At 45.0% G+C, this 16416-nt stretch carries 13 protein-coding genes; 4 read left to right on the plus strand and 9 right to left on the minus strand.

What is annotated here, in order from left to right; genetic code table 11:
* Nucleotides 1-59: 59 nt before the first annotated feature.
* From AAHK14_RS08340 to AAHK14_RS08355, 4 genes are all read left to right on the plus strand, one after another.
* Nucleotides 60-752, plus strand: a complete 693-nt coding sequence (locus tag AAHK14_RS08340; protein ID WP_065256770.1) for a hypothetical protein — start codon at nucleotides 60-62, stop codon at nucleotides 750-752.
* A 140-nt stretch (nucleotides 753-892) separates the two neighbouring features.
* Nucleotides 893-2140, plus strand: a complete 1248-nt coding sequence (locus tag AAHK14_RS08345) for an O-succinylhomoserine sulfhydrylase (RefSeq protein ID WP_065256771.1) — start codon at nucleotides 893-895, stop codon at nucleotides 2138-2140.
* Between the two features lie 115 nt (nucleotides 2141-2255).
* Nucleotides 2256-2831: a nuclear transport factor 2 family protein gene (locus AAHK14_RS08350; protein ID WP_156065234.1), complete on the plus strand. Its 576-nt coding sequence runs from the start codon at nucleotides 2256-2258 to the stop codon at nucleotides 2829-2831.
* A 166-nt stretch (nucleotides 2832-2997) separates the two neighbouring features.
* Nucleotides 2998-5628 (plus strand): LysM peptidoglycan-binding domain-containing protein, encoded by a 2631-nt coding sequence (locus tag AAHK14_RS08355; RefSeq protein WP_065256772.1) that lies wholly within the window; start codon nucleotides 2998-3000, stop codon nucleotides 5626-5628.
* A 101-nt stretch (nucleotides 5629-5729) separates the two neighbouring features.
* Here the strand turns inward: AAHK14_RS08355 and AAHK14_RS08360 are convergent, their stop codons facing one another.
* The 9 genes from AAHK14_RS08360 to carA form a co-directional block, all read right to left on the minus strand.
* On the minus strand, nucleotides 5730-7016 hold the full coding sequence (locus AAHK14_RS08360) for an O-acetylhomoserine aminocarboxypropyltransferase/cysteine synthase (RefSeq protein WP_065256773.1): 1287 nt from the start codon (nucleotides 7014-7016) through the stop codon (nucleotides 5730-5732).
* Between the two features lie 62 nt (nucleotides 7017-7078).
* Entirely contained in the window at nucleotides 7079-7726 is a 648-nt protein-coding gene (locus AAHK14_RS08365; RefSeq protein ID WP_065256774.1) for a DNA-3-methyladenine glycosylase, read from the minus strand.
* 29 nt (nucleotides 7727-7755) lie between these two features.
* A complete protein-coding gene (locus tag AAHK14_RS08370) occupies nucleotides 7756-8250 on the minus strand; it encodes a putative molybdenum carrier protein (RefSeq protein ID WP_065256775.1) in 495 nt (164 codons plus the stop codon).
* Between the two features lie 67 nt (nucleotides 8251-8317).
* Nucleotides 8318-11548 (minus strand): carbamoyl-phosphate synthase large subunit, encoded by a 3231-nt coding sequence (gene carB / locus AAHK14_RS08375; RefSeq protein WP_065256776.1) that lies wholly within the window; start codon nucleotides 11546-11548, stop codon nucleotides 8318-8320.
* A gap of 43 nt (nucleotides 11549-11591) precedes the next feature.
* Nucleotides 11592-12101 (minus strand): isoprenylcysteine carboxyl methyltransferase family protein, encoded by a 510-nt coding sequence (locus AAHK14_RS08380; RefSeq protein ID WP_083108430.1) that lies wholly within the window; start codon nucleotides 12099-12101, stop codon nucleotides 11592-11594.
* Nucleotides 12102-12336: 235 nt separating this feature from the next.
* Nucleotides 12337-13365 (minus strand): IS110 family transposase, encoded by a 1029-nt coding sequence (locus tag AAHK14_RS08385; RefSeq protein ID WP_083108321.1) that lies wholly within the window; start codon nucleotides 13363-13365, stop codon nucleotides 12337-12339.
* Nucleotides 13366-13761: 396 nt separating this feature from the next.
* Nucleotides 13762-13920: a hypothetical protein gene (locus AAHK14_RS08390; RefSeq protein WP_172823647.1), complete on the minus strand. Its 159-nt coding sequence runs from the start codon at nucleotides 13918-13920 to the stop codon at nucleotides 13762-13764.
* On the minus strand, nucleotides 13917-14825 hold the full coding sequence (locus AAHK14_RS08395; RefSeq protein WP_346818193.1) for a restriction endonuclease: 909 nt from the start codon (nucleotides 14823-14825) through the stop codon (nucleotides 13917-13919). Before AAHK14_RS08395 ends, AAHK14_RS08390 begins: the two co-directional genes overlap by 4 nt.
* Nucleotides 14826-14925: 100 nt before the next feature.
* Nucleotides 14926-16059 (minus strand): glutamine-hydrolyzing carbamoyl-phosphate synthase small subunit, encoded by a 1134-nt coding sequence (gene carA, locus AAHK14_RS08400; RefSeq protein WP_065256367.1) that lies wholly within the window; start codon nucleotides 16057-16059, stop codon nucleotides 14926-14928.
* Between the last annotated feature and the right edge of the window lie 357 nt (nucleotides 16060-16416).

Raw genomic sequence — 16416 nt, forward strand, 5'->3', positions numbered from 1 at the left:
TTATGCCCCTTTTTATTTATAAAATTTTCTAAATGGCATTAAATAAAGAGAGGTTATATATGAATATATTTTATGATGATTTATTCTGTAAAGAAAATACAGAAGACATTGCCTTTTTGCAAGAAAAAGGATATACCATTCAGCAGAATAATCAAATAAAAATAATGAGTTTAGATGAAATTTATGCTAATTTATTTTCATATTTAGATGATTATAAAAATGCAGGATTTAAATTCATCAATTTTCCCGATGAATTGATTTCTATATCAAATGACAATCATCAATTTCAATGTTTTGGCAAAAGCAATTCTGGGTACTTTGTTATTGATAGTGATGAAAATATCTATTTTATAAATAATAAATATTATAGTAATAATTTGGTTTATGAGTATTGTTTTCCAGATATTAATAGCAGTCAATACGATAAAAAAACCATTAATAAATACAGTTCAGAATTCAATTCTGGGTTGGTTATACAGTTTGTTAATAAAAATTTATTAGATTTTTTAAATAGTTATAGCTATTTTTTATCGGCTATTTATGAAATTAAAGGAAATTTTAAATCCTACAATCAATCTTTATCCGATATTTCAAAATCAACGGCTAAGAATCTGCGAAAAAAATTATCCAAAATTGACACGCAAGCAGTTCTTGAATACTCCTATTGGTTTGAGATGATTTATACCATAGAAAGTGTCAATGTATCGTTCAATTTTCAATTAGCACCTTATCAATTAACAGGCAGGATTTAGCTTTTGGAGTATATGCCACACTCCTTGCCCCATAAAATTATCAAGAGCGGTTTTTATAGGATTATGCTATACTAACGCACTATCATAAATGGGTGCGTACGGCACGCCAATCATTTAGCATTAAAATCAATAGGAAAATCATGACCACCCTAGACCCCAACTGGCAATCCGATGCCCTAGACCCGACTTTGGGATTTTTTGAAGAGACTTTGGCAATCCGTGGCGGTTATCATCGCACGGACGAGGGCGAGCATGGCGAGGCGATTTTTACGACCAGTAGCTATGTTTATAAGTCTGCCAAAGACGCCGCCGACCATTTTGACGGCACAAAAAAAGGCAATGTCTATTCACGCCACACCAACCCCACCGTGCGAGCCTTTGAAAGACGGCTTGCCCTGCTAGAAGGGGGTGAACGCTGTGTCGCTACCGCCAGTGGCATGGGGGCGATTTTGACCATGTGTTTGGCGTATCTAAAAGCAGGCGACCACCTGCTTTGTGCCAAGCAGTTGTTCGGCTCATCGGTTGCGTTGTTTGATACTTACTTTCGCTCGTTTGGCGTGGACGTGAGCTATGTGGACTGTTTTGACAATGACGCATGGCAAAACGCCATTCAGCCAAACACCAAAATTTTGTACTGCGAAAGCCCGTCCAATCCGCTCGCTCAAATTGCCGATTTGCGATTTTTGGCAAACCTTGCCCATGATAATGGGGCACTGCTTATCGTGGATAACTGCTTTGCCACCCCTGTCATTCAAAAGCCGTTGGAGCTTGGGGCGGACGTGGTGATTCATTCAGCGTCCAAGTACATTGACGGACAAGGGCGTGTGCTTGGCGGGGCATTGGTTGGCTCAAACGAGCTTATGGAAAAAGCCTTTACCGTCATTCGCACAGGGGGCATTAGCCTATCGCCCTTTAATGCGTGGGTGTTGTTAAAGGGGCTTGAAACCCTATCAATCCGCATGAAAACCCATTGCGATAACGCCAATCGGGTTGCCGAATTTTTATCAAACCACCCCAACGTCCAAAAAGTGCATTTTTCAGGGCTACCCACCCACCCAAGCCATGAGCTTGCCAAATCGCAACACACGCACTTAGACGTACAAGGCGGAGCGATAACAGGGGCGTTTGGGGCGATTATCGGCTTTGAAGTGGCGGACAAGGATAAGGCGTGGCACGTCATTGACAGCACGCAAGTCATTAGCATTACCAATAACTTAGGCGATGCCAAATCCACCATTACCCACCCTGCCAGCACCACCCATTTTCGCATGACGCCCGAGCAACGAGTGCAGGCGGGTGTGAGTGACGGTCTCATTCGCTTATCAGTCGGGCTTGAAAATGTCAATGATATTATCAATGATTTAAAGCGTGGGCTTGATGAGTTGTAAAAACATGAGTCAGCCACGACTTTTGCCAAAATTGCAACAAAATATTACAAAGGAGCCATGTTTGCTTAGGGCGGGGCTGTTATCTTATGCTAAATTTATTTTTGAAAGTTAATTTATGAAAAAAATTCTTAAAGTTGTTGCCGTCGGTGGGCTGATGATGACTCTATGGCACAAAAAAGGGCAGGGCAAATCGCAGAGTGATATCACCACGTCCATCAGTCATGCTCGCCGTAGCCGTGGATGGCTCCCTGTCATTGGCTCGGCACTGTTGGTGGGGACAGCGGTCATGACTGCCCCTGCGTATGCCATGAGCGAGTCAGCGGTTCAGAGTTTTGCCAGTAGCCTAAATACTGCCGCTAATGCCCAAAACATTGGCATGGTCTCACGGCTTATCGATGACAATGCTGTCATCAGCTTGACTCGTAAGGGCAATACCACCACCCTTGATAAAAATGGCTATTTGCAACTATTACAAAAGTCATGGGCGGGAGCGAGCGACTATCGTTATAGCATCAATGTGACAGATGTGGTCGTCACGGGCAATCAAGCCCGAGCCAATGTCGTTACTACAGAGAGCTGGACAAAAGATGGTCGTCGCATCACATTTAGAACACAATCCCGAGCGACCCTATCCTATGCAGGGGGCAACGCCATGCTACTGCGTGCGGTGTCTCAGGTGACGGTTGAGTGATTGCTAAATACGTCCAAGCCTGATTGTCCAAGCTGGACGGTAGATGGCGGATGGTTTGATGGACATGGCGAGCGTCATGCCTTTTGGCATTAACATATTTAGGTTTGATAGAATCGCCTTGATATATTATAATACAGATAAATTTTAATCATTGCTGAGTTTTCCCATGTCATTTTTTCGTAAAGCAGGATTGGCAAGTCATGTTGGATTGTTAAAACCTTTGACCATTGCCGTATCATCCACCTTGTTATTTGCCTGTGCCAACAATCAAGTTGCCACCAACACGAACAACGCACCGATTGTAACCGCACCTACCACACCCAGTATCCCAAGCACACCGGATGATGTCTATGCAGGCGTGCTTGACCAAGCAACCCTAGATGAGTTAGAAGATCTACTTCAAGCCACGGACATGACCATGGTAGAAGGCGATGCCTTGACTGTACAGCGTTATGGCGATTTGTGGGATAGAGTGCGTCGTGGCTATCGCATGAGCGAGATAAATAATGGACGCATTGAAGCCCAAAAATCATGGTTTTATAGCCGTCAAGACTACATCAATCGTCTGACCGCCCGTACTTCCCGTTACCTACATCACACCGTAACCGAAGCAGAGCGTCGTGGCATTCCAACCGAGCTTGCTCTACTGCCCATCATTGAAAGCTCCTACGATCCATCAGCGACATCCAACGCAGCGGCGGCAGGTTTGTGGCAGTTTATCCCCAGTACAGGGCGTATTTATGGTCTCAACCAAAGCACCACTTATGATGGTCGTCGTGACATCATCGAATCGACCCGAGCGGCGTATGACTTTTTGACCAGTCTGTATAACCAGTTCGGTTCTTGGGAGCTTGCTTTGGCGGCTTATAACGCAGGGCCGGGACGAGTTCAAAGAGCCATCGATGCCAACCGCAATGCAGGTCTGCCAACCGATTATTGGTCGCTACGCCTGCCGACAGAGACCATGAACTATGTGCCACGCTTTATGGCGGTCGCTCAAATTGTCAAAAACCCCCAAAGCTATGGCGTGTATCTGCCCGCCATTGCTAACCACAGCCATTTTAGAGCCGTGCCTGCCAACTTTGGTGTCAGTCTATATGATGTGTCAAGTGTGACGGGTGTGCCGGTTGATGAGCTAAGACTGCTCAACCCATCGCTCATCAATTTTAGCGTGGATGCCAGTGGACCGGGGCGTGTGATTATTCCCAACAGCGTACCAAACAGTGCTGATGCAAGGCTTAGAGACTTGCAGGGCATGGGCTATGGGGCTTCTACCTATGTGGCAAGCAATTATGTACAGCCAAACATGGGCGTACAAAACCCCAACTCAGGCAAAGAGCTGGCATCTGCCAATACCCTACCAGCCACAGGGGCGGGCATCACGGCTAATAACAGTATCATCCAAGAGCCACCGCTTACCCAAGAAGAGCGTGACTTTATCGCCGCCCAAATCCAAGCAAACAGCACAGGAAACGTCCAACCGATTGCCCTTGATGGTAATATTGAGCTAAATGCGGTGCAAACTCAGCAGTCTGTGCTTGAAGCTCGTGGCGAGACAAAAAGCCTAAGCTATAACGCCCCAACAGGAGCGGGTACGCCTGCGGTCGCATCATCGCCAAACACAGCATACACTCCACCTGTTACTACCCCCATTACCCCAGCTCCCACGCAGGCACAAGCCCCTGCCAGAGCAGAGCGTTACAAGGTCGTGGCGGGCGATACATTGACAGGCATTGCAGCAGCTCACGGGCTAAGCGTCAGTCAGTTGGCAAGCTATAATGGCATTCCTGCAAACACCCAAGTCAAGACAGGACAACGCCTGTGGCTCATCCCTGGTAAAGTCAGTACGGTTGCCAAAGACACCGCCAAGCCAGCAGCCAAGACCAGTACGCATACTGTCCAGTCGGGCGAGAGCCTGACTTCGGTGGCAAGAAAATACAACATGAGTGTGCAGGATTTGGCGGCACTCAATGGTTTGTCGGTCACCGATGGCATTTTGATTAATCAAAAGCTAAAAGTATCAGGCACGCCAGTCAAGTCAAGCAGTAACACAAGCTCATCAAGCGGGTCATCGAGCAGTGCTAATACTGGCACCTACAAAGTCCAGTCGGGCGATACGCTGACTGCCATCGCCAGAAAACTGGGCGTGAGCAATGCTGACATCGCTGCATTAAATAGCTTTAATGCCAACTCGCCACTTATCGCAGGACAGACGATAAAAGTACCTGCCACCAACGCCCAAGTGGAACGTAAGCTAAACAACCAATCGGTAAAATACACCGTCCAATCAGGCGATAGCCTAACATCGGTGGCAAATAAATATGGCATTAGTGTGGATGAGCTTGCTGCTGCTAATAGCCTATCAAGAACAGCAGGACTGATTCGTGGCAAAACCATTACCATTCCTGCGGCAGGCACGGTAAATACCAGCAGTAGAAACACCGCTCAAAGTAATCGCAATGACAGCTCAAACACCGCTCGTGGCAATGTCATCAAATCCACCGAAAGCTACACAGTAAAAGCGGGTGATAACTTAACAGTACTTGCCAATAGATATGGCGTGTCAGTACGGGATTTGGCGGCGACCAACAAACTGTCTGCCAATGCTCAGCTACAACGGGGGCAGACACTCCAAGTGCCAAAATTGACTGATACTTATAAAGTTAAGTCAGGCGACAGCCTTAACTCTGTGGCAAGAAAATTTGGCATTAGTGTGGCAGAGCTTGCCAAGATGAATAATCTAAGCACTAACGCACAGCTCAAAATCAACCAAACCTTGATTGTGCCACACAAATAATCAGCCCAAACAAAACCCCATCTTGAAATTAAGATGGGGTTTTATGTTGTCAAAGGGGTTTAGAATAAAACCGCCATCGTTTTTAATGGCGGTTTTGCATTTTAGTTGGCTTTTGCCAATGCTTGATTTAAATCCGCTTTGATGTCATCGATATGTTCAATGCCGATAGACAGGCGAATCATGTCTTCGCTCACGCCTGCTTTGGCAAGTTCTTCTTCATTGAGTTGGCGGTGCGTGGTCGTGGCAGGGTGGCAGGCGAGCGACTTGGCATCGCCGATATTGACAAGACGAGTGATAAGCTCTAAGGCATCGATGAATTTCGCCCCTGCTTCTCGCCCGCCTTTTACTCCAAAGGTCAAAATCGCTGACGGCTTGCCCTTATAGTACTTTTGTGCCAAGTCATGCTCAGGGTGCGTGTCTAGCCCTGCATATTTGACCCAAGCGACTTGCTCATGGCTTTCTAAAAATTTAGCCACCGCCAAGGCATTGTCGCAATGTCGCTCCATGCGTAGGGCAAGCGTTTCAAGTCCGAGCATGATTTGCCATGCGTTCATGGGCGACAAGCACGCCCCTGTGTTGCGAAGTGGGGCGACACGAGCTCGGGCGATGAACGCCATATTCCCCATGGCTTCGGCGAAGTTTACGCCATGATAGCTGATATCGGGAGTGTTTAGTAGCGGAAAACGCTCTTTTTGGCTTGCCCAGTCAAAGCGACCACCGTCAATGATGATACCGCCCACGCTCGTGCCAGAACCACTGGCGTATTTGGTCAAAGAATGCACCACGATGTCCGCCCCATGCTCAAAGGGCTTACATAGGATTGGTGTGGCGACCGTGTTGTCAATGACCACAGGCACGCCCTTACTGTGGGCAAGCTCGCTGATTTTGGCGATGTCTAGGATATTGCCCAGTGGGTTGCCAATACTCTCACCAAAGACTAGCTTGGTCTTATCATCAATCAAATCAAGTAAGCTCTCAGGGTTATTATAATCAAAAAAACGCACTTCAATGCCTTGACGGGGTAAGGTGTGGGCAAAGAGATTGTAAGTACCGCCATACAAGGTAGGGACCGACACGATGTTATCGCCTGCTTCACAGAGTGCCTGAATGGTGTAGGTAATGGCGGACATGCCAGACGCCACACACAGCCCTGCCACACCGCCTTCTAAGGCACTCATGCGAGCTTCTAGCACGGCATTGGTTGGGTTCATGATACGGGTGTAGATGTTGCCCGCCACTTTTAAATCAAACAAATCCGCCCCGTGTTGAGTGTTGTCAAAGGCATAAGAGCTGGTCTGATAAATCGGTACAGCAACGGCTTTGGTCGTGGGGTCAATCTCATACCCTGCATGAATGGCAAGGGTTTCGGGGTGATGAGTGTGGGTCATGGCGTTGTCCTTTTGCAATAAAATAGCCGTTAGATTGTAACAAATTGGGCGGATTATGGCAATTAAGATTTGGCTTTTTTAATGGCAGGTTTTGGGTCAGTCAAACCCAACGCTCCACCTGCAATCGCCCACAGATACAGACTTGCCACCGAGTTGTAGGGGGCGAACCGTCTTTGATATTTGGCAAAAAGTTTTGGCGTGATTTCACGATGACGATACAACATTCTAAGCCCACGCACAATCGCCAAATCATGCTGACTTAGCACGTCCATGCGATTTAGGCTAAAAATCATCAGCATTTGTGCCGTCCATTCACCCACGCCTTTAAAGGCAACAAGCACCTGTTTTATCTCATCATCGCTCATCGTGTGCAGGCTATCCAAATCAAGCTGATTGTCCAAAATATCGCACGCAATGCCTTGAATATAGCCCACCTTGCGATACGATATGCCAATGCCTTGTAAGTCATCAGCCGATAAGCTAGCAAGGGCGGGCGGGGTGATGTCAGTCAAATTTGTCAAGCGTTGCCACACGGTTTGGGCGGCGGAACTAGAAATCTGCTGACCGATGATTGCCCGTATCAGCTCGCTAAAAATATCGGGATTTATCGGGCGGTCAATGTGTCCGATTGTTTCAATCGCCATTGCCATTTTAGGGCAACGACTGGCTAAATAATCGGTATGAGAGTTGTTGTATTGGAAAGTTTGCATGGGGTTTCTTTTTAAATTTAAACGCTATATTAGCACAAATCTTTATTTTTCAGATATTTATCAATGGCAAGTTCAACGGTCTTTTTGGTAAAGGCTTGAATGGTTGGCACAACCGAACCACGAGAACCACCAAAATTTAGCGTTTTGATGTCATATTTTTTAATAAAATCAATGAGATAATCAGACGCTACTTCTACCGAAAACACGTTCATATCAATAAGCAAATATGGTTTATGTTGGCTAATACACGTTTTTAGGGTCAATTCTGTGCCACTTTTTGGGGTGATTTGGGCGTGGTAAATAATCACGGTGGCATCACTGTCTATCACGTTTTGGCGAGTGCGTTTGCGATAGCCTGCACCCATTAGGGGCGTGAGTGGATAGTTGTCATCAATGATACCGTCTTCGGCTCGCCTGTCTTCGGGGCAATACCCACCGCACGGCATACCGCGAGATAACGCACCGTCCAACGCACCCCTATCCACGCCTGTTTGTCCGCCTGAGATGATTTTTGGGAAAGTCATGGTGTGCCTTAAAAATTAACCGCCATTATCTCTAATAGCGGTTAATTTTGATGTTTTTATGAGCAAATTACAACTCTTGCAATTTATACACATTAAACGGCAAGGTTGTCTCATAAGCTTCACACACCGCACGCCCTGCGTTCAGCGTGGTTGCGATAAGCACTTTGTTTTGCAAGGCTTCACGGCGGATTGGGAAGGAATCTTCTAACGCCTGTTTACCTTCGGTTGTGTTAATGGCAAGATGAATTTGACCGTTTTTCATCATATCCACGATGTGCGGACGACCTTCGCTCACCTTATTGACACGCTCGCACGCCACGCCAGCGTCCGTAAGTACGTCATGCGTACCGCCTGTGGCAACGATGTTAAAGCCAAAGCCTGCCAGACGTTTTGCCACGTCCACCACGCCTGCTTTATCGCTATCACGCACCGAGATAAAGACGGTTTTGGTTTCACCGTCCTGTGGTAAGCCTGTCAAGCGGTCGCCACTGCCCAGCGTTGCCTTATAATACGCCTCGCCAAAGGTCTGACCCACGCCCATGACCTCGCCTGTGGATTTCATTTCAGGGCCCAAAATGGGGTCTACGCCTTGGAATTTGGCAAAGGGGAATACCGCTTCTTTGACCGAGAAATGCTTTGGCACAATCTCGCTGACAAAGTTCTGCTCCGCCAACGTCTGCCCTGCCATACAGCGAGCGGCGACTTTTGCCAAAGACGTGCCGATACATTTTGAGACAAATGGCACGGTTCGGCTTGCTCTCGGGTTCACTTCTAGGATATAAATCTCATCGCCTTTTACGGCAAATTGCACGTTCATGAGCCCTACCACGCCAAGCTCTTTTGCCATGGCAATGGTTTGTCGTCTCATCTCGTCTTGAATGTCTTGCCCTAGCGAATAAGGCGGAATGGAACACGCTGAGTCGCCTGAGTGAACACCTGCTTGCTCAATGTGTTGCATGATACCGCCAATTACCACGTCTTTGCCGTCCGACACGCAGTCCACGTCCACCTCAATGGCATCGTCCAAGAAACGGTCAAGCAGGACAGGGGCTTCATTAGACGCTTGCACCGCCTCACGCAGGTAGCGTTTTAGTTCGTCTTCATTATAGACAATCTCCATGGCACGACCACCAAGCACATAGGACGGACGCACAACCAAAGGATAGCCGACTTTTACCGCCTCACGAATGCCTTCTTCTGATGATTTGACAATGCTGTTATTGGGCTGTCTTAGGTTTAGCTTGTTAATCATCTGCTGGAAACGCTCACGGTCTTCGGCACGGTCAATCGCATCAGGGCTTGTGCCGATGATAGGCACACCAGCTTCTTCTAGGCTACGGGCAAGTTTAAGTGGCGTTTGACCACCATATTGCACAATCACGCCCTTAGGATTTTCGGTGCGGACGATTTCTAGCACATCTTCTAGGGTAATCGGCTCAAAATACAAGCGGTCTGACGTGTCATAGTCGGTTGAGACGGTTTCTGGGTTACAGTTTACCATAATGGTCTCGTAGCCGTCTTCACGCATGGCAAGGGCGGCATGAACACAGCAGTAATCAAACTCAATGCCTTGTCCGATACGGTTTGGACCTCCGCCGATGACCATGATTTTGTCTTTGTCGGTTGGGCATGCCTCGCACTCGTCATCATAGCTTGAATACATATAGGCGGTATTGGACGCAAATTCGCCTGCACAGGTGTCCACTCGTTTATAAATCGGATATACGCCCAAATTCCAACGCTGTTTGCGGAACTGCTTTTGGCTAATGCCCATAAGATTGGCAATGCGTAAATCGCTCATGCCCTTACGCTTAAAGGTGCGGATATTCTCGGCAGTCAAATCGCCAAAGCCTAAGGTTTTGATTTCATTTTCGGTTTTGATGATGTCTTCAATTTGCACCAAGAACCAACGGTCAATCTTCGTCAATTCAAACACTTCATCAAGGCTAAATCCATGACGAAACGCTTCGGCAAGATAAAAAATGCGTTCAGGCGTGGGAATGCTTAGGCGGTTTTTAATCTCAGAAACAATGGCATTTGCCGATTTGTTTTCCAAATTCATCACTTCATCAAAGCCTGTCGCCCCTGTTTCAAGCCCACGCAGTGCCTTTTGCATGGATTCTTGAAAATTGCGACCGATTGCCATAACTTCACCGACTGACTTCATTTGTGTGGTTAGCACAGGTTCAGCTTGGGGGAATTTTTCAAAGTTAAAGCGTGGAATTTTGGTAACGACATAATCAATGGACGGCTCAAAAGACGCAGGGGTAACACCGCCTGTAATGTCATTTTTTAGCTCGTCAAGCGTGTAACCGACCGCCAATTTGGCAGCGATTTTGGCAATCGGAAAACCTGTCGCCTTGGACGCTAACGCTGATGAACGGCTCACACGGGGGTTCATTTCAATGACGACCATGCGACCGTCTTTGGGGTTGATACCAAACTGTACGTTGGAGCCACCCGTCTCTACGCCAATCTCACGCAAGACAGCGATAGAGGCGTTACGCATGAGCTGATATTCTTTATCGGTCAAAGTCTGAGCAGGGGCAACGGTGATTGAGTCGCCTGTATGCACGCCCATGGGGTCAAAGTTTTCAATGGAGCAGACGATGATACAGTTGTCGTTTTTGTCTCGCACGACTTCCATTTCATACTCTTTCCAGCCGATAAGGCTCTCATCAATCAATAGCTGATGCGTGGGCGATAAGTCAAAACCACGCTGACAAATCTCCAAAAACTCTTCTTTATTATAGGCAATACCGCCCCCACTTCCGCCCATGGTAAAAGACGGGCGGATAATGACAGGAAAACCAAAACGAGATTGGATTTCTAAGGCTTGCTCCATGGTCTCGGCAATGTCGGCTTTGGGGCATTCAAGACCGATTTTTTTCATCGCCTTGTCAAATAGGTTGCGGTCTTCGGCTTTTTCAATGGCTTCTTTGGTCGCCCCAATCAGCTCACAACCGTACTGTTTTAGCACGCCGTTTGCATCTAGTGCCAACGCACAGTTCAATGCCGTCTGTCCGCCCATGGTCGGTAGCACCGCATCAGGGCGTTCTTTTTCAATGATTTTGGCAACCGTCTGCCAAGTAATCGGCTCAATGTAAGTGGCGTCCGCCATAGACGGGTCGGTCATGATTGTGGCGGGGTTTGAGTTCACCAAAATCACTCGGTAGCCTTCTTCTTTTAAGGCTTTACACGCCTGAGCCCCTGAATAGTCAAATTCACAGGCTTGTCCGATGACAATGGGGCCTGCCCCGATGATAAGAATGGATTTAATGTCGGTACGCTTTGGCATGGTGTCTCTCTTTGTTGATAAATTTTTTGATTGATAAAATGGGTTAAAAAAGTGTTGCCATCGCTTGCTCTTCTTGGCGGATACGCTTAAATAAGACCAGCAAATAAATGGGCAAGCCAATCAATAACACATACCACGCTTGACATAATAAGGCGATGCCAATCAGTTCGGGTATGATGTTTAAAAAATAATTGGGGTGGCGAAATGTTTTAAATAACCACGAACGATTAATTTGATGTTCTGGCAAAATATAGATTTTAACCGTCCAAATCTCCCCTAACTGCTTGATAATCAACGCCAATATCACAAATGAAGCCGTCACCATCAGCGTACCAATCAAGGATATGCCATTAAAAGCAGTGTCAGAAAACCATACCGAGATAAAACATGCCAAATAATAAAGGGTATGAACCAGCGCAAGCACCGTGGAATTGGTTTTTCCGTATTGTGTCGCCCCTTTGGCAATCAAGGCTTTTTCATGTTTAATGGAGACGGCTAAAAATAACAGTCTGATGATAAAAAATAGGATTAAGATGCTTAAAATCATTGTCATTGATGTTTTTCCATTGAAATTGAAATGAATATAAATTGGGTTTATGAGGTTTTTAATTAATGATGTTTTAGACCATCATGTTACACTCTACAAAACGAAAAAGTGCTACGGTTTCCGTTCGTGGTGAGCTAAGTCAAACCATCATGGAAAACCACCCGCAGGCATAGCTCAGATACCATGATACCCCACCTAAGTCAATGGTTTTTTAAGTATCTGGTATCTAGTATCTTACAAACTAACTTAAAGATACTTGTTGCTCAAAGGATGTTTGGGTTTTGATAACACCAAAACAGATATGTACCAATTTACGCATACAAGCACATAAGGCTTGCATTTTGGTTTTACCGTTTTGTTGTAATCGTTCATAAAATGCCTTAATGGTGCTATTATAACGAATGGCACTCATTGCAGACATATACAGCTTAGCACGCAAAGAGACTTGCCCTTGTTTGGACAGTTTGGTTGCTCCCTTAAAGACACCTGACTGTCTTTGTTTGGGTATTAAGCCTAAAAACGAAGCCATCTGTGAGGCTTTTTTAAATTGTTTGGTATGTATTAAGCATACCACTTCTTTGGCAATAACAGAACCAATGCCGTCAATGGTTTCAAGTAAGGTTTTGTCTTGCTTTAAACTTGGTTGTTTGTCAACAAAGTCATCAATGTCTTTGGTGAGTTTGGCAATTTCCTCTTGAAGGACACTGATGACTGTTTGCATGGATGCTTTAACCAAATCGGGCAGATTGGGTGATAAGAGCAACTCTTGTCGGTTTTGCTCTCGTTGCAAATCTTCTTTGAGTGCTTCTAAGCGAGCCAATAGAGCTTTTAGCTGTTTGGCTTCAATGCTAGGTGCTACCCAAACCTCAGGCTTGTGGCTATAACCATACCTTGATAAAATAATGCTGTCTTTTTTATCAGTTTTATGGATTACCCCCAAACTGTCTGCAAATTTGCGGACATAGTTAGGATTGACAATGCTTTGCTTGATATTATTATCATCAAGAAACTCACTTAGGTGTTCATGATAAACCCCTGTTGCTTCTAGGATGATGTGTAGCTCATCAAGATGATTGCTGACATTGGTTTTTAACCAAGCAAGCAGTAAATCAAAGCCTGCTTTGTTGTTGTTAAAAACCTTGGTTTTTACTTTATTTGTGCTTGGGTTTATAAATGCAACATCAAACTTTGCTTTGCTGATGTCTATGCCAATATAGTGTATCATCTGTCTCTTGCCTTGTTTATGCAGTGTCTGTTTTAATAAACGCACTTAGATACCATTCAGAGTTAAGATGACAAGCAAAGGACACCATCTGAGCACCAGTGTTAAGACACTAAGGGCGAACCCGTGTTCTCTTTGCTTGTATAACCCAACAACATTCTAGCAGATAATCTAGGTTTGGTGTTGGGTTGATACAAGGGCGAACGGCTTCCGTGGTAAAATTCAATTTTGTTAGCTGTATATAAACAATTCTCATAAGTCCACGCCACAATCTTGTTATCATCATTGCTTTTATAAAATGCTGATAATAATGTGTGCCATACGTAACCATTTACTTACACACGAGTACCAACTTAAAATCACTGTTTGATGATAAAATAAATTGCCATGCATTTTTTAGATTTAACAGCACTTGCATGTCATGGGTTGAAATGCCACTCACACTCATGCCATCAATAATGGTTTTGGTCTGGGGAAAGTGGTATTGACATTTTCCAAGCGTGACATGCTGTGAATGACTTCCACGATATTTTTACGAGCCAAAAAACGATTTTGTTCAAGGGTTAGGTTGAATTTGTCAGTAAATATGATGGGCATATTCATTCAAAAAAATCTTCATCAATTTCACAAATTTCAAGTACTTCTTTAACTTGAATGCCCACTTTATATTTAATCATCAAACCAACCAGCTCTTGCCCATCAATCAGGACAATCTTGCCCAATAATTTTTGAGAAAATCCTTGGGCGGATTTGGTAAATGATGATGTGGTGATAAACACACCCCGTTCCACACCATTGCCCTGTAATGCTCCTGAAAAGGATTGTAATTCTTTTGAACCAATCATGTTATCACTGGCATATCTTTTGGCTTGAATGTAGATATTTTGAATGCCTAATGGGTCTTGTTTGATGACCCCATCAATGCCACCATCGTATGATTTGCCAGTATGTTCAAACAAGTTTTCTTTACCACCATATCCCATGGCAAGCAATAACTTTAATACTGATTTTTCAAAAAATAAAGGCGTGCCTTGTTGCAATTTATTTAACAGTTCAACCGAAATTTCTGTTTCAAGATTTTTAATGGCATTTTTAGCTTGGGCTTCAAAATCCATGTCATCATTATCATCAATTTTAATGGCGGATTTGTCTGATGATTTTTCTTTATGTTTAATTTCTGCTCTACTTTTTAAATAACTTTTCCAATCAGGTAAATCAGCTTCATCATATAGTTTCTCACTAATTTCTGTTTTATCTTGCCAAAGCTGTGCCATTTTTAAACCAATGGGTGTGATTTGATAAGTGGCTTTACTGATGCGATTTAAAATGCCTGCTTTGGTTAAAGAGGTGATTGACCAAGCGATGGCATTTTCCACTTTTGGCTGACCATGATTAAAGCGTAGGGTCAAAATTTCATCAGAAAATTCCCCCAATTGAATGACGCCTTGATAAATCTCTTGGCGTTTACGAACTTTATTATCGCTCATTAACTTTAAGGTTAAAAGCACGGCATTTATCACGGTATTCACGATTATTAAAATTCATAACAGCTTTCCAGAAGAGCAAGTTATTTTAGATGGTGCGTTTCACAAACCAAATGCACCCAATTTATGCCTTCGCCTTTTGCATCTCCATAATAAATCTATCAAACAGCACCGAACAATCATGTGGGCCGGGGCTGGCTTCTGGGTGTCCTTGAAAACTAAATGCAGGGCGGTCGGTACGCTCAATGCCTTGATTGGTGCCGTCAAACAGCGAACGGTGCGTGGCTCGTAGCGTGGCAGGTAGGGTGCTTTCGTCCACACAAAAGCCGTGGTTTTGGGAGGTAATCATCACCGTGCCATTGTCCAAATCCTGCACAGGGTGGTTCGCCCCATGATGACCATGCCCCATTTTCATGGTTTTAGCACCGCTAGCGAGTGCCAACAGCTGATGACCCAAACAAATGCCAAACACAGGGATTTTACTGGTTTCAATAATGGTGCGAATGCTGTCAATGGCATAATCACACGCAGACGGGTCGCCCGGGCCATTGGATAGGAAAATGCCGTCTGGGTTCATGTCCAGCACGTCTTTGGCAAGGGTTTGGGCAGGGACGACCGTTAGGCGACAGCCCCTATCGGCAAGCATACGCAAAATGTTGGTTTTTACGCCATAATCATAGGCGACAACGTGGTATTTTAGTTCAGGCTCGGTAAAGCCCACGCCCAGCTCCCACGAGCCTTGCGTCCATGTAAAGCCGTCTTTATCACAGTATTCTTTTGCCAAATCAAGTCCGTTCATGTCAGGGGCGTTTTTGGCAAGTTCTAAGGCTCTCTCCACATCATCGCCCACAACGATTGCCCCATTTTGAGCCCCTTTTTCACGCAAGATACGGGTCAGTTTACGAGTGTCAATATCGCCAATTGCCACGACATTGTGTTTGATAAGGTATTCAGACAGCGACATCTCGCTTCTAAAATTACTGTGAAGCAATGGCAAATCACGGATAATCAGACCGCTCGCCCACACCTTGTGAATGCGTCCAGACTCGGTGTCTTCTTCATTACAGCCTGTGTTGCCGATGTGCGGATAGGTCAGCGTAACCATTTGTTTGGCGTAGCTTGGGTCGGTCAAAATCTCTTGGTAGCCTGTCATGGCGGTGTTAAAGACGACTTCGCCGACCGTCTCACCGTCCGCCCCAATGCTAATACCATGAAAAATTGTACCGTCTTGTAGGGCTAAAATGGCTTTTTTGGTCATGACACGCTCCAATTGGAAAAAATAAATTATAGAGTTATAAAGATATAAAAATTTTGGTTTTTGGCAAATTTTAGACAAAATTTTTTGGCAAAACTGCCACAAGCTAAAATTTAGACACAAAAAAGCGAATGATTAAAAATAAACTCAACTTTGCTCAAATAAGGGGCAAAAGTAAAGTTGTATTTTCATAATCACTCGCTTGTCGTAGATTTTGTTTATTATATACAAAAAAACAACTTTTTTCTACTACTTTTTATAAATTTTTATGTGTTGGGCGGTTGTGGTTTTTGGGGTAAATGGCGTTTTATTTTGTACAAACCCCAATCTTGGGCGAATTGCAATTCGCCCCTACCATGC

Source organism: Moraxella sp. K1664, assembly GCF_039693965.1.
In the GTDB taxonomy this organism is placed as follows: domain Bacteria; phylum Pseudomonadota; class Gammaproteobacteria; order Pseudomonadales; family Moraxellaceae; genus Moraxella.